This is a genomic window from Marinobacterium weihaiense, assembly GCF_019061305.1.
Classification (GTDB): domain Bacteria; phylum Pseudomonadota; class Gammaproteobacteria; order Pseudomonadales; family Balneatricaceae; genus Marinobacterium; species Marinobacterium weihaiense.
In genome coordinates, this window is sequence record NZ_JAHQZT010000004.1 from 85,502 (window position 1) to 98,557 (window position 13,056).

At 59.9% G+C, this 13,056-nt stretch carries 11 protein-coding genes and 5 tRNA genes; 3 read left to right on the forward strand and 13 right to left on the reverse strand.

Translation table 11 applies throughout. The features are described from left to right. Positions 1-83 precede the first annotated feature (83 nt). A complete protein-coding gene (gene serB / locus KTN04_RS04245; RefSeq protein WP_217333968.1) occupies positions 84-1,301 on the forward strand; it encodes a phosphoserine phosphatase SerB in 1,218 nt (405 codons plus the stop codon). Positions 1,302-1,319: 18 nt separating this feature from the next. Here serB and KTN04_RS04250 read toward each other — a convergent pair whose 3' ends face one another. From KTN04_RS04250 to KTN04_RS04275, 6 genes are all read right to left on the reverse strand, one after another. Beyond that, a complete protein-coding gene (locus tag KTN04_RS04250) occupies positions 1,320-3,455 on the reverse strand; it encodes an EAL domain-containing protein (RefSeq protein ID WP_217333969.1) in 2,136 nt (711 codons plus the stop codon). A 128-nt stretch (positions 3,456-3,583) separates the two neighbouring features. Beyond that, positions 3,584-3,658, reverse strand: a tRNA-Gln gene (locus KTN04_RS04255). A gap of 10 nt (positions 3,659-3,668) precedes the next feature. Continuing rightward, a tRNA-Met gene (locus KTN04_RS04260) sits at positions 3,669-3,745 on the reverse strand. A gap of 9 nt (positions 3,746-3,754) precedes the next feature. Then, positions 3,755-3,829: transfer RNA gene (locus KTN04_RS04265), tRNA-Gln, on the reverse strand. Between the two features lie 13 nt (positions 3,830-3,842). Further along, positions 3,843-3,919 (reverse strand) — tRNA-Met (locus tag KTN04_RS04270). 172 nt (positions 3,920-4,091) lie between these two features. Next, the gene (locus KTN04_RS04275) at positions 4,092-4,256 is read right to left on the reverse strand and encodes a helix-turn-helix domain-containing protein (RefSeq protein WP_328515958.1); all 165 of its coding nucleotides are present in this window, start codon (positions 4,254-4,256) and stop codon (positions 4,092-4,094) included. Positions 4,257-4,501: 245 nt separating this feature from the next. On the opposite strand from KTN04_RS04275, the gene KTN04_RS04280 reads away from it, so the two are divergent. Beyond that, on the forward strand, positions 4,502-4,870 hold the full coding sequence (locus KTN04_RS04280) for an ESPR-type extended signal peptide-containing protein (protein WP_217334083.1): 369 nt from the start codon (positions 4,502-4,504) through the stop codon (positions 4,868-4,870). 771 nt (positions 4,871-5,641) lie between these two features. Here KTN04_RS04280 and ychF read toward each other — a convergent pair. The 7 genes from ychF to KTN04_RS04315 all read right to left on the reverse strand — a co-directional run bounded on the left by ychF (position 5,642) and on the right by KTN04_RS04315 (position 11,569). Continuing rightward, complete coding sequence (ychF, locus tag KTN04_RS04285) at positions 5,642-6,733, reverse strand: redox-regulated ATPase YchF (RefSeq protein WP_217333970.1); 1,092 nt, start codon at positions 6,731-6,733, stop codon at positions 5,642-5,644. A 21-nt stretch (positions 6,734-6,754) separates the two neighbouring features. Beyond that, the gene (pth, locus tag KTN04_RS04290) at positions 6,755-7,342 is read right to left on the reverse strand and encodes an aminoacyl-tRNA hydrolase (protein WP_217333971.1); all 588 of its coding nucleotides are present in this window, start codon (positions 7,340-7,342) and stop codon (positions 6,755-6,757) included. A 21-nt stretch (positions 7,343-7,363) separates the two neighbouring features. Beyond that, positions 7,364-7,954, reverse strand: coding sequence for a 50S ribosomal protein L25/general stress protein Ctc (locus tag KTN04_RS04295; protein WP_217333972.1), 591 nt, complete (start codon positions 7,952-7,954; stop codon positions 7,364-7,366). Positions 7,955-8,077: 123 nt separating this feature from the next. After that, a complete protein-coding gene (locus KTN04_RS04300; protein WP_217333973.1) occupies positions 8,078-9,019 on the reverse strand; it encodes a ribose-phosphate pyrophosphokinase in 942 nt (313 codons plus the stop codon). Between the two features lie 63 nt (positions 9,020-9,082). Further along, a tRNA-Gln gene (locus KTN04_RS04305) sits at positions 9,083-9,157 on the reverse strand. Positions 9,158-9,257: 100 nt separating this feature from the next. After that, positions 9,258-9,845 (reverse strand): lipoprotein insertase outer membrane protein LolB, encoded by a 588-nt coding sequence (lolB, locus tag KTN04_RS04310; RefSeq protein WP_217333974.1) that lies wholly within the window; start codon positions 9,843-9,845, stop codon positions 9,258-9,260. After that, entirely contained in the window at positions 9,845-11,569 is a 1,725-nt protein-coding gene (locus KTN04_RS04315) for a tetratricopeptide repeat protein (protein WP_217333975.1), read from the reverse strand. The genes lolB and KTN04_RS04315 overlap by 1 nt, the downstream gene beginning before the upstream one ends. Positions 11,570-11,774: 205 nt before the next feature. On the opposite strand from KTN04_RS04315, the gene hemA reads away from it, so the two are divergent. Further along, complete coding sequence (hemA, locus tag KTN04_RS04320; protein ID WP_217333976.1) at positions 11,775-13,043, forward strand: glutamyl-tRNA reductase; 1,269 nt, start codon at positions 11,775-11,777, stop codon at positions 13,041-13,043. Positions 13,044-13,056: the final 13 nt, after the last annotated feature.

The following is a 13,056-nucleotide window of genomic DNA, read 5'->3' on the forward strand; positions in this document are numbered from 1 at the left end:
AATGCGGGGGCGGTATTCCCTCTGGTATAATCGCAGCCTGGAGCTGGCTTGGCCAGCGATGCCTCATTTAACGGAAGGGTGCGATGAACGAAATCATCCTGTTGACACTATCCGGTGACGACCGCCCGGGCGTAACCTCGGCCATTACCGGTATTCTCGCCCGCTACCATATCAACATTCTCGATATCGGCCAGGCAGTTATCCACAACACCCTGTCACTGGGTGTGCTGATTCAGGTTCCGACTGAGCTGGAGTCTTCTCCCTTGTTGCGTGACCTGCTGTTCAAGGCACATGAAATGAACATGCAGGTTCGGTTTGAACCGGTGGATGCCGGTGCCTATGAAAACTGGGTGGAAGGACAGGGTAAGTCGCGTCACATTATCACCCTGTTGGCGCGCCAGGTCAGTGCCGAACATATCGCGCGCGTCACGGCCATTGCTGCCGACCATGGCCTAAACATCGACAACATCAGCCGCCTGTCCGGGCGCATTTCCCTGCAAGCAGAAAACTGTCCCCGTACTCGGGCCTGTGTCGAGTTTTCCGTGCGCGGCATGCCAGCCGACGCGGCGGCGCTGCGGGAGGAGTTCCTTAAGGCCGCTAGTGATCTGGATGTGGATATCGCATTCCAGAAAGACGATATCTATCGCCGTAATCGTCGCCTAGTGGTCTTCGACATGGATTCCACCTTGATCGAGGCAGAGGTGATCGATGAGTTGGCCAAAGAAGCGGGTGTTGGCGATCAGGTGATCGAAATTACCGAGGCGGCCATGCGCGGCGAAATCGATTTCAATGAAAGCTTCCGGCGCCGTGTGGCGCTGCTTAAAGGGCTGGATGCAGCGGTACTGGAGCGTATTGCCGAGCGCCTGCCACTGACCGAAGGGGCGGCGGAGCTGGTGGGGCACCTCAAGGCGCTGGGCTTCAAGACCGCGATCCTCTCCGGTGGCTTCACCTATTTTGGTCGCTACCTGCAGGACAAGCTGGGCTTTGACTATGTCTATGCCAACGAACTGGACATTCAGGACGGCAAGGTTACCGGTGAGGTCACCGGCCAGATCGTCAATGGCGAGCGCAAGGCGCAATTGCTGCGCGAGATCGCCGAGCGAGAAGGGGTACGCCTGGAGCAGACCATCGCGGTGGGCGATGGCGCCAACGACCTGCCGATGTTGTCCATTGCCGGTCTGGGGATCGCCTTCCGTGCCAAGCCATTGGTGCGCAAAAGTGCCAAGCAGGCGATCTCTACGCTTGGTTTGGATGGCATTCTCTACTTGATCGGCTTTCGTGACCGCGACAGCCTGCTCTGAGCGTAGCAGGGCCCGTGTTCAGAGCGGGCCTTCACCGAAGAAGTCATAATCCATCTGCTCCCGGGGCTGTTGCAGGTAATAGCCTTGGATCAGGTGAACACCCGCCCCATAGAGCGTACTGATCACCCGGGTACTTTCCACCAGTGGTGCGATGATCAGCTTGTCGTGCTGCTGCAGTGGATGCAGGACTTCCAACAGCGTTTCCGGCTTGAGGCGGCGCTTTTCAAGATCCTGAATATAAGACCCGTCGAGTTTGATGTAGTCCGTTTCCAGCTCGCGCAGCACGTGCTCCGAGTTGGGCGAACTGCCGAAATGTTTGAGACAGACACGGCAGCCGAGCTGGCGCAGCTGTCGTGTAAAGCTGCGGGCTCCCATCAGATTCACGGCGGCATCGCTTTCGCTGATCTGAAAGATCAGCTGCTGTGGCGGAGTCGCATGTTCTGCCAGTCGTGCCTGTAGCCACGCCAACAGTCCAAGATGGCCCAGCGAGGCGCCGCACAGGTTGATCAATAGAAACACCGGGTGCTGTGCCCGTGTATGCTCGGCCAATTGGGTCAGCGCCGTGTTGATGACCCACTGGTCCATTTCCACCAGCACGTCTGCAGCGATGCCCTGTGCCACAAATGCGGTTGGCGACAGCGCACGTTCACTGTCACTGATCAGGCGCATCAGCACCTCATAATAAGGCTGTGGCGGCTCCAGGCACAGCGGGACCACAGGCTGGAACAACAGACGAAAGCGGTTCAGCCTAAGGGCATTGCGCAGGCGTTTGCCCATGCGCGCATCTTGCTCGGCTGGCAAGAGCGTGTTTTTGTGGTACAGGCTGACACCGTTGCCTGGCCGGTTGCCATGGTGCAGGTGCTCGGCAGCGGCTTGGGCACGCTGCAGCAGTGTCTGGGCATCCGGTGCGCTGTCATTGATCATGACAATACCAATCGACAGCGTGGTATGAATGGATGTTGAACCGACCTCGCAGATGTGTCGACTGACCGACTGGCACAGCCGTTCAGCCAGGGCTTCGGCCTGATCGGGGGCGGCGCAGTGCATCAGAACGGCAAAGCGGTCATCGTTCAGCTGGGCAATCAGGTGGGCAGGGCCGACTTCGCGCTTGAGCAGGGTAGCAATGTCGCCCAGGATCTGCCGGGTGCCATCCGGGCCGACCTCGTGCTGAATCACCTCTAGATGATCCAGGTTCAGCAACAGCAGGCTGCGGTCTTCACCACCGCGATGCGCGGTCTGGCAGGCACTGTCCAGTGCTTCCATCAGGCGCTGCTGGTCGTGCAAGCCGCTGACGGGGTGGCGGTGGCTGTTGGTGGCCTGCTCCGTGCCCGGCTCCGTTGTCACCGCGAGGTGGAAACCGCTAGCGTCCGGGAAGGTATCCGGCATGATGGTGAACAGTGCCTTGAAGCAGGTGCCATCCGGGCGCAGGGCGCTCAGGTGATGCTGTACGCTGGTTTGCTCCTGGGCGCAGCGGTACAGGCACTGCTCCAGATCCGGGCGCTGGTTTTCCGGGAACAGCCCGGCCAGCGAGTGGCCCTGCAGCTGCCCGTCTCGGCGGTAGCCGAACAGCCGGGTGAAGGGTGGGTTGGCGTAATGGACCCTGCCGTTGCGCACCAGGCAAGCGGCTTGGCTGGACGTCGCCATGAGCCGTTCACAGCGTTCCTGCAGTTGCTTGAGCTGTAACCGGGCAATGGCCAGCTCACGACGCGTGGTCAGCCCCTGAAAGGCCCGTTCCAGCGATAACAGCAGCAGGTGGCCGTTGTGTTCGGGTACCAGTGCGCGCACGCCTGAGGCAAACCATTCGGTGGGATAGGGGTAGTGATCGCCCGGCAGCAGCAGGATGACGGGCAGGTCCCGGTCCATGTGGTTCAGGCATTCCAGCACGGCGGTGGGCGACAGGTCGCTGGTTTGGTCGGGCTGCCAGCGCATGATTAAAATATCCCACGAGTGGCGGCTTAACAGTTGCTGCAGTTCGTTCAAGTTGTGAAAGGCCTGCCCGCGGGGGGCGTAATGAGCCGTGCGCAGCTGACCGAGAATATGATCGGTCTGGAGCGTATCACAGTTGGTGAACAGCAGGTTGAGAGTCGTACGTGTGTGGCCGGGGGCATCATGCTGAGCCAGTGCATGCAGGATTTCATCGCTGGAGCCGCTCATGTCGAGTCCCTGTGCTGAAGGCGTTGCAGAATATCTGCACACAGCTTAAGCCGTTAGGAGAGCGATGTCAGCTGGCAATAAGCCATGCAAAGAAAGTTATGTGCCAAGAAAGGAGGGAATTCAGAAGATGGCTGGGGTAGCAGGATTCGAACCTGCGCATGCTGGAATCAGAATCCAGTGCCTTACCGCTTGGCGATACCCCAGTATCAGAGATGGTGGCAATAGCGGGATTCGAACCTGCGACCCACGCATTATGAATGCGTTGCTCTAACCAGCTGAGCTATATTGCCACACATAAGTGGCTGGGGTAGCAGGATTCGAACCTGCGCATGACGGGATCAAAACCCGTTGCCTTACCGCTTGGCGATACCCCAGCAATCTTGAAAGTGGTGGCAATGGCGGGATTCGAACCTGCGACCCACGCATTATGAATGCGTTGCTCTAACCAACTGAGCTACATTGCCGTGTGCTTTCAAGGCCGCAGATTATTCCCTTTATTCGGTTTTCTGTCAACACCCTGAAAGCAAAGAAGTTTAAAAAAATTAAGGATGGTCATAATCGGGCGCAAACACGGGGGTCGATTGCCGTGTCTCGATGACATAATAGGTTCTACCAATGGTGTCTGCCAGCTACTCATCAGCGCATCGTATCGATGGTGCTCAGCCGCAGTGTTTGCCCCGGCGTTTCGCCCAAATAATCACGATAGGCCGTGGAAAAATTGCTGACATGGCTGTAGCCCACTGCATTTGCAACCACCTTGACCGGAGTCTCTTCCGGCTCGATCAATTCCCGTGCGTGCACTGCCGTCCTACACAACAGTAACTCGGGTCACCCTACGCTGGGGGCACCTGGGTGAATTTTCCCAAGAGTACAAACGCGTGTTCGGGCAGTGGCCACCGGAAACCCTCGCGCAACGCCCGGATTAACGCTTAGGGGCTGGCCTGGTTTGCGGATTTCCGATAGTGGGCCAACACCTGTTTGACGATGATCGAGGATTAACCTCCGGGCCAGCCATTGGGCCAGCAAGGGTTTACAGGGAGATACTCATGAACCAAGCCTATCGTGTTGCCTGGAATCAGGCGCTTCAGGTCTGGAGGGCGGTTGCCGAGATCAGCCGCCGCAAGGGAAACACCAAAGCCTCCGTCCTGCTCGGCGGCCTGCTGCTGCGAGCACCACCCGCCGGGGCGGTGGATGAAGCCTTTACCGGGGCTCCCGGGAACGGGTCGGTTGATGGCAACTGGGCGTACAATTCGGCGCTGGGCTCAGGCACGGACCTGCTGCTGAATTTCGACTACGACACGGGAAACGAGTCGAGCCACGATCTTGGTGCTCTGACACTGACCGGCACAAACACCTACACTGATGATACCGCCATCTCTAACGGCACCCTGAAGATCGGGGCGGGCGGCCCATGACCCGTTATGAGTCCATTATCGGAAAGAGTGGCAGCGGCGCGCGCGATGGCAGGAGAAAGGGATACTTGCGATGGGTGCCGGTGGAGACGCCCCCCCTGGAGGTCCACGATGGCGGTGAAGCGGATGCCGTTGGCTGGCTGGTTGTAGGCTAGCTCGGGTGCCACTGGTCAGAAAACGATGGGCGGCTTCTGTCAATGGGGGCGTTGACTGTGTTGTCGGGTGAGCTGCATGCCAGTGCCCGTGCTCAGCTGGCGACGTAGAACGACGGCATTCGCCTGGCGGCACTGGAGCGGCTGCAGTATGCACCCAAGGATGAGCGCAGTGGTCTATGGTTCGACATGCTGTACAGTGACGCTGAACCGAATAGCAAAACTGGCATCGCGACACTGGATAGCCAAAGCCGGGGGCTGTTGCTGGGCGTGGACCCCTTGCCGGTGCGTGTGCAGGGTTCTATCAGTTGGCGCCATGGAGGATATTGAAACGGTCAGTGAGCCCCGTTTCCTAGGCGGCGACAGCGGCTTCACGATCAAGGGCGCGCCGATTGCCTAAAACACGATTGTGCTGGACGCGGGGCTGGCTGTCCCGGTTTCGGAAAATACTGATATCAGCTTTGGCGACCGGGTCGAGCACTCGGACGAGAGTGAGGTGCAGGAGGGGGTATATTCATACGAGTGTACGCTTCTAGTTCGAGCATATCGATCATGGCAGGCGCAATATGCTGCAGCCTGCCATGACGGAGCCTGGCACTGGAGTCGGTGTCAGGCCCAGGGCTTATACGTTGAAGCGGAAGTGGACTACGTCGCCGTCTTTGACAATGTATTCCTTGCCTTCCAGGCGCCAGCGACCGGCGTCCTTGGCACCCTGTTCACCCTTGTACTCGATGAAGTCGTCATAGCTGATGACCTCGGCACGGATGAAGCCTTTCTCGAAATCGGTATGGATGACGCCGGCGGCCTGAGGTGCGGTAGCACCGATTTTGACGGTCCAGGCTCGGACTTCCTTCACACCGGCGGTGAAGTAGGTCTGCAGGCCCAGCAGGCTGTAACCGGCGCGAATGACGCGGTCCAGACCGGGTTCGTCCATGCCCATCTCCTGCAGGAACTCGACTTTCTCGTCGTCTTCCAGTTCGGCGATTTCGGATTCCAGCTTGTTGCAGATGGCCACCACTTCTGCACCCTCGGATGCCGCCAGCTCCTTCACCTTGTCCAGGTGAGGATTGTTTTCGAAGCCGTCTTCGGACACGTTGGCGATGTACATGGTCGGCTTGGTGGTGAGCAGGTGCAGACTCGGTACCAGCTTCTGCTCGGCCTCGTCCAGTGGCAGAGCGCGGACCGGCTGGCCTTCTTCCAGGTGCGGGATCAGTTTTTCCAGCAGCGCCTTGGTGGCAATGGCATCCTTGTCGCCGCCCTTGGCCGTGCGCTGAGCACGTTGCAGCTGCTTCTCACAGGAATCCAGATCCGCCAGTGCGAGCTCCAGGTTGATGGTCTCGATATCTTCCAGCGGGTGGATGCGGTTGGCAACGTGGATGACATTGTCGTCCTCGAAGCAGCGCACCACGTGCGCGATGGCATCGGTTTCGCGGATGTTGGCCAGGAACTTGTTACCCAGACCTTCACCCTTGGACGCGCCGGCAACCAGGCCAGCGATATCGACAAACTCCATGGTGGTCGGGAGCACCTTCTCGGGCTTCACGATCTCGGCCAGCGCATTCAGGCGCGGGTCCGGCATGGGCACGATGCCTGAGTTCGGCTCGATGGTGCAGAAAGGAAAGTTTTCGGCGTCGATGCCCGCTTTGGTCAGGGCATTGAAGAGCGTAGATTTGCCGACGTTAGGCAGGCCGACAATACCGCATTTGAAACCCATGCTTAGATCCTGTAGTTGGTGTTAGCCGTTGAAACTGTGCAGGCGGTTCATCGCCTTGGCCCAGTCGCCACTGATGGCGGTTGGCAGAACGTTGAGCGCTTCGTCGATCGCCGCCTGCGTTCTGTCGCGTTCGGACACGGGCGCCTTGCTCAGGACAAAACCGGAGACCTGAGCCGCGCTGCCGGGGTGGCCGATGCCAACACGCAGACGGTAGAAATTCTTGTCATTCCCCAGCTTGCTGATGATGTCGCGCAGACCGTTGTGGCCGCCATGGCCACCGCCCTGTTTCAGGCGCGCGGTACCGGGCTGGATATCCAGCTCATCGTGCACGACCAGGATGTCGCTGACGGGAATTTTGTAGAAGTTAGCAAGTGCCGCAACCGATTGACCGCTGCGATTCATGTAGGTAGTGGGAATCAGCAGATGGACGGGGCGGTGGTCGATAAGGACCTTGCCGTAGAGGCCGAAGAATTTTTTCTCCGGTTGTAACGCGGTGTGCTGGTGGGCAGCGAGCTGCTCCACCAGCTCGGCACCGGCATTGTGGCGGGTTTGGCTGTATTCTGTCCCGGGGTTGCCGAGACCGACGATCAGTTGAATCCGGTCCTTCATGCCAGTACCTGAGGTCAGCGCTTACTTGGCAGCGCGCGCGCCACGCGGAGCGTAGCAGTAACCGATACTCTGGTCGTGGTCTTCGCCGCGACGCAGGGCAACGATTTCAACACCTTCCGGCAGAGAGATGTCGGACAGGTGAGCGATCTGGCCCAGAGCGATTTCGGACAGGTCGACTTCCAGTGCTTCCGGCAGGTCCTTCGGCAGGCACAAGATTTCAACGGTAGCCGCTTCCTGAGCGAACTTGGCAGCGGCCTTGGCAGCAGCAGACTTTTCGAAGTTAACGAAGGTCAGCGGCACCTGAAGCTTGATCTTCTGGTTGTCGTCGATGCGCTGGAAATCGGCGTGCAGAACCAGCGGCTTGGACGGGTGACGCTGCAGGTCCTTGATGATGACCGGCTCGTCCTTGCCATCCAGGTTCAGCGTCAGGATAGTGGAGTAGAAGCCGTCTTCCAGCAGCATGCGGTACAGATCACGGGCAACAACAGAGATTGCCTTCGGCTCGGAAGAACCGTAGATGATGCCCGGCAGCAAGCCTTCACGACGCAGGCGGCGGCTCGCACCTTTTCCCTGATCGTCACGGGCAACAGCGTTTACAGTAAATTTAGTCATGTTGGATATACCTTATATATTAAAGCTGCATGCCTCCGCGACCAGAAACATGCAGCATGTGGTGGCTCCTCAGGAGCCGGACAGTTCACGGGGCACTCCCCCGTGGGTCAGCGCTCGGTTCGCTTAGCGGAACATCGCACTAATGGATTCTTCATTACAGACACGGCGCACGGCTTCCGCCAGCAGCGGTGACAGCGACAGCTGACGAATCTTGTCGCACTTCTGTGCCTGCTCGGACAGCGGAATGGTATCGGACACCACCATTTCATCCAGCTCAGACGCGATAATGTTATTGATAGCCGGGCCGGACAGGACCGGGTGAGTCACGTAGGACACCACGCGGGCCGCGCCTTTCTCCTTCAGTGCCTTAGCCGCCTTGCACAGGGTGCCGGCCGTATCACACATGTCGTCAACCAGGATGCAGGTACGACCGGACACATCACCGATGATGTTCATCACCTGGGATTCGTTGGCGCGCTCGCGACGCTTGTCGATGATCGCCAGGTCACAGTCGAGCTGCTTGGCCACGGCGCGGGCACGGACAACGCCACCCACGTCCGGGGACACTACGGTCACGTCGTCGTACTGCTGATCGACGATGTCATCGAGCAGGATCGGCGAGCCGTACACGTTATCAACCGGGATGTCGAAGAAGCCCTGGATCTGGTCGGCGTGCAGATCGACGGTCAAAACACGGTCGATGCCGACGTTGGCGAGCATGCTGGCCACAACCTTGGCGCTGATCGGCACACGCGCTGAGCGCGGGCGACGATCCTGGCGGGCATAGCCGAAATAGGGAATAACAGCCGTGATACGGGTAGCCGAGGCGCGACGCATGGCGTCTGCGAACACAATCAGCTCCATCAGGTTGTCATTGGTCGGTGCGCAAGTGGACTGAATGATGAAAACGTCTTTGCCGCGCACGTTTTCCTGGATTTCAACACTGACTTCGCCGTCACTGAAGCGGCCTACGTGTGCTTTGCCCATGGGAATATCGAGGCGTTCGACAACTTTCTGAGCCAGCTCCGGGTTTGCATTGCCGGTGAAGACCATCATTTTAGACACGGCGATTACCTTCTCGATTGCGTCGGAGTTTGATGTAGTAGAGAGGAAGTCAGTCATGGTAATTGGCTGGGGTAGCAGGATTCGAACCTGCGCATGCTGGAATCAGAATCCAGTGCCTTACCGCTTGGCGATACCCCAGTCGTCTCCTGTGGTGTGGACCACGCTCCAAGAAGGCGCATATTCTCTACAAGCCTTGGGGTAAAATCAACCCCTGAGCGGAAATTGTTGCCCGAAACGATCAAAGTTCTGTCCGGGTGGCCCATTCATTGATGATCACGATGATGCGCAGGTCGTCCCGGCGCAGGCGCAGCTTGGCCGGCAACACGCGACCGGCGGCTCGGGTCAGGCGAGGATATTCAATGTGCCAGCCGGCCTGCTTAAAACTGCGTACCGGCTGTTCGGTCAGCTGCTCGAAGCGGCTGTCGGGGGCGGGCAGGCCGCGAATCCAGTAGCGTGCCTGGGTTAATGGCAGGTGCCAGCCCAGCAGTTCCTGCATCAGGGCTTCGGGAGTGGCGGCGTGGTGAACGGTATTGTCGCCTGAACGTTTCAGGCTGACGCTGTTCGGTGTTCCGTCGATACGCAGCCCACCCTGACCCAGTGGGCCGGTCAGGCGGATGCGATACTGCGCATCCGCCTGGTGCCAATACAGATTGGCGCTCTGGCTGTCTTGGCTCCAGCGGATACCGATGCGCCCCTCGGCGCTCCACTGTTGCAATGCCTGGGCCTGTCGGGCATCGAATACCAGCGGGGCTTCAGGCTGTTGGCGCAGTTGGCTGCAGCCGCTTAGGGCAATGATCAGTGCCAGCATGCAGAGGAGGCGCAGCATCAGGGGGTCACTCCAATGGTACCGGCGGCTTCCAGCAGATGTTCGTTGTCGGGGTTGGTGGCCAGGCTGTCATTAAGCAGGCTGCGTGCCGCCTGTTTCTCTCCCAGTGTCCACAGGACCTGTATCAGGTGGCCGCCAACCTCTGGGTCGGGATAGGTGTCATAGGCGCGCTGGAGAAAATGCCGCGCCTCGCCATGCCGGCCCAGCTTGTGCAGCACCCAACCCATCGAATCCAGAGTGGCAGCATCGTCCGGCTGCTGTGCCAAGGCCTGGCTGATCAGCGTGTGGGCCTCGTCCAGCCGGTCGGTATATTCGGTCAGCGTGTAGCCCAGCGCATTCTGCAACATGGGATTGCCAGGGGCTAGTGACAGGGCAAGACGCAAGTCATCGATCATCTGTTGGGCGCGTTCGGCATTACCCAGCATGGCCCGGGTATACAGCAGGTTGACACTGTCGGGGGCGGTGGCCAGGGCCTGGTCGAGAACTTCGCGGGCGGTATCGGTCATGGTCTGCCGTTGCAGCCATTCCACCAGTAGAATGGTCAGCGATTCCCGCTCCTGAGGGTGCTGCTCGATGGCGGCATCGATCAGGGCCTCGACCTCAGGAGCCTGGCGGGCGTTATCGTACAGAGCCAGGGCGCGGGCGTGAGCCTGGATCAGGTTGGGGCCGTCTTCAACCAGCAGGTAGTGACGCAGGGCCTGTTGCGGCTGGTTGTTGGTCTGGGCAATCACGCCCAAATAAAAGTGTGGTGCGCTAGTATCGGGGTCCTGTTCCAGCAACTGTTCCAGCAGGGTTTGGCTCTCCTGCCAGCGTTCGTGTTCCAGCAGCAACAGTGCGAAATAGTAGCCCAGCTGCGGGTTATCCTGGCGGTTGAGCAGGGTGTTCATGGCGCGCCAGGCACGTCTGGGCTGGCCGCTGAGCAGCAGTAGCTGTGCCTGAGCGGCACGCAGGCGGTTGTTGTCCGGGTCCTTGCGCAGGGCGCGCTCGATCAGCACGAGGCCGCGGGCGGCTTCGTCCTGCTGCCGGTGCAATTCGGCGCGCTGCAGAGCCAGATCAGCCTGTTGCGGTGCCTGCTTCAGGCCCTGATCCAGGAGTTGCGCCGCCGCTTCAGGTTGGCCTTGCTGCTTCAGCAACAGGGCGCGGGTCAACAGCAGGTCGAGGCGCTGCGGGTCCTGCTGTTGCAGTTCGGTCAGCAGTCCATAGTAGTGTTCAGCAGTGGTGGTGCTCATCTCCTCGATGCGGCCGCCGATCAGGCTCAGGGCTTCGTCGCCCCCCTGTGTCAGCAGGCGCTGCAGCAGCGGCAGTGCGTCGTCAAAACGGCCTTCATGCAGCAGTATGTTGGCGTGAATATGCAGCGGCTCCAGCGCGGCCGGGTCATTCCGGCTCCACTGCTCGCTGGCGGCTTTGACGGCGTCTGGCTTGCGCAGGAACTGCGCGATGCGGGTGGCACGTTCGGCGATGCCGGCATCGCCGGTCAGCCGGGCTTCGCGCAGATAGTGTTCCAGCGCCAGGTCAAAGCGGCCCTGCTTGCCGGCCAACTCTGCACTCAGCAGCGCGAACAAACTGTCGGCATTGAGCTCGCCCGGCACATATACGGCGGGTGCGGGTGGAGAGGGCTCGGTGCTGGCGGCGGTCACGGGCGGGCGCATCTGACTGCTGCAGCCGCCGAGCAGTACGCCGGCCAGCAGGCTGATGATCAGAGGCTGTTTGCTGAGTCGGTACACGTTGGCAATCCTGCTGGGGGTTGAATGCTCACTATAGAGCAGGGTCCGACCGGCTGTCATGCCGGTTGGGGCTCTTACTTGATGTTGGTCTGCAATCGAAGCTGCAGGTTCCTTCGTACGTGATCGAGAAGCAAGTGGGTTAATCCTGCGCCAGCAAAGGTGTATGATTACGCGCTTGTCTGTAATGGGGTGATGCGAACCTTCTATGGCTTTGCTGGCGTTAGGTATCAACCACAAAACGGCTCCGGTGGAGGTGCGCGAACGCGTGGCGTTTGCGCCCGAAAAGCTGGCGGAGGCGCTGCACGAGGCGCGCCTTAAGGCCGAATTGTCCGAGGTGGCAATCTTGTCCACCTGCAACCGGACCGAACTCTACTGCTCGACCGAGCTGGCGGGCACCCGTGCCTTGCTGGAATGGCTGGGCCAGTACCACGGGCTGGAGGTGGAAGAGCTCAAGCGCTGCTCTTATGCCTACTGGGACGAGGATGCCGTGCGTCACGTGATGCGGGTGGCCTGTGGCCTGGATTCGCTGGTACTGGGCGAACCCCAGATTTTGGGGCAATTGAAATCAGCCTATTCTGTCTCACAAGAAGAAGGGTTGGCCAGTATTGAACTGGGGCGCCTGTTCCGCAGCACCTTCTCGGTGGCTAAGGAAGTGCGCACCCGTACGGCCATCGGCCAGAACCCGGTGTCCGTGGCCTATGCCGCGGTCAGCCTGGCGCAACATATTTTTGCCGACCTGGCGACCAGCCGTGCGCTGCTGATCGGCGCCGGTGAAACCATCGAATTGGTGGCGCGTCACCTCAAGCGTGCCGGAGTCCAGCAGATTACCGTTGCCAACCGCACGCTGGCGCGGGCGCTGGCCGTGGCGGAAGAGTTTGACGGTCACGCCATCGAACTGAGCCAGATTCCCGACGAACTGCCCCGGACCGATATCCTGATCGCCTCGACCGCCAGTCAGCTGCCGATTCTGGGCAAAGGGGCGGTGGAAGCAGCGCTTAAAAAGCGTAAGCACCGCCCGATCTTCATGGTCGATATCGCGGTTCCGCGCGATATCGAGCCCCAGGTCGGTGAGTTGGACGACGTCTATCTGTACACCGTGGATGACTTGCGCGAGGTGATTGAAGAAAACCAGCGCGAGCGTCAGAGTGCCGCCCAGGAGGCCGAGGCCATCATAGAAAATGGTCAGGCGGACTATATGCGCCAGCTGCGTGAGCTGGGCGCTGTGGGGACACTGACACGCTTGCGGTCCCAGGCCCATGACGTGGCCCAGCAGGAGCTGGCCAAGGCCCAACGTCAGTTGCGTAACGGCAAGCCGGCGGAAGAGGTGCTGCAGCGGCTGGCCCACGGCCTGACCAACAAACTGCTCCACCAGCCGACGGTTCAGCTGCGTCGGGCTTCGTCCGAAGGGCGCTCTGACCTGCTGCAGCTGGTGCAGGAACTTTATCAGCTGAACGACGCCGACCCCAAGGGCTGAGCGTCGCGGCACA

Excerpts from the sequence above, each read along its gene's own strand:
- KTN04_RS04250 (WP_217333969.1), bottom strand. The coding sequence starts at position 3,455 with ATGAGCGGCTCCAGCGATGAAATCCTGCATGCACTGGCTCAGCATGAT.
- ychF (WP_217333970.1), bottom strand. The coding sequence starts at position 6,733 with ATGGGTTTCAAATGCGGTATTGTCGGCCTGCCTAACGTCGGCAAATCT.
- pth (WP_217333971.1), bottom strand. The coding sequence starts at position 7,342 with ATGAAGGACCGGATTCAACTGATCGTCGGTCTCGGCAACCCCGGGACA.
- KTN04_RS04295 (WP_217333972.1), bottom strand. The coding sequence starts at position 7,954 with ATGACTAAATTTACTGTAAACGCTGTTGCCCGTGACGATCAGGGAAAA.
- serB (WP_217333968.1), top strand. The coding sequence starts at position 84 with ATGAACGAAATCATCCTGTTGACACTATCCGGTGACGACCGCCCGGGC.
- hemA (WP_217333976.1), top strand. The coding sequence starts at position 11,775 with ATGGCTTTGCTGGCGTTAGGTATCAACCACAAAACGGCTCCGGTGGAG.
- KTN04_RS04280 (WP_217334083.1), top strand. The coding sequence starts at position 4,502 with ATGAACCAAGCCTATCGTGTTGCCTGGAATCAGGCGCTTCAGGTCTGG.
- lolB (WP_217333974.1), bottom strand. The coding sequence starts at position 9,845 with ATGCTGCGCCTCCTCTGCATGCTGGCACTGATCATTGCCCTAAGCGGC.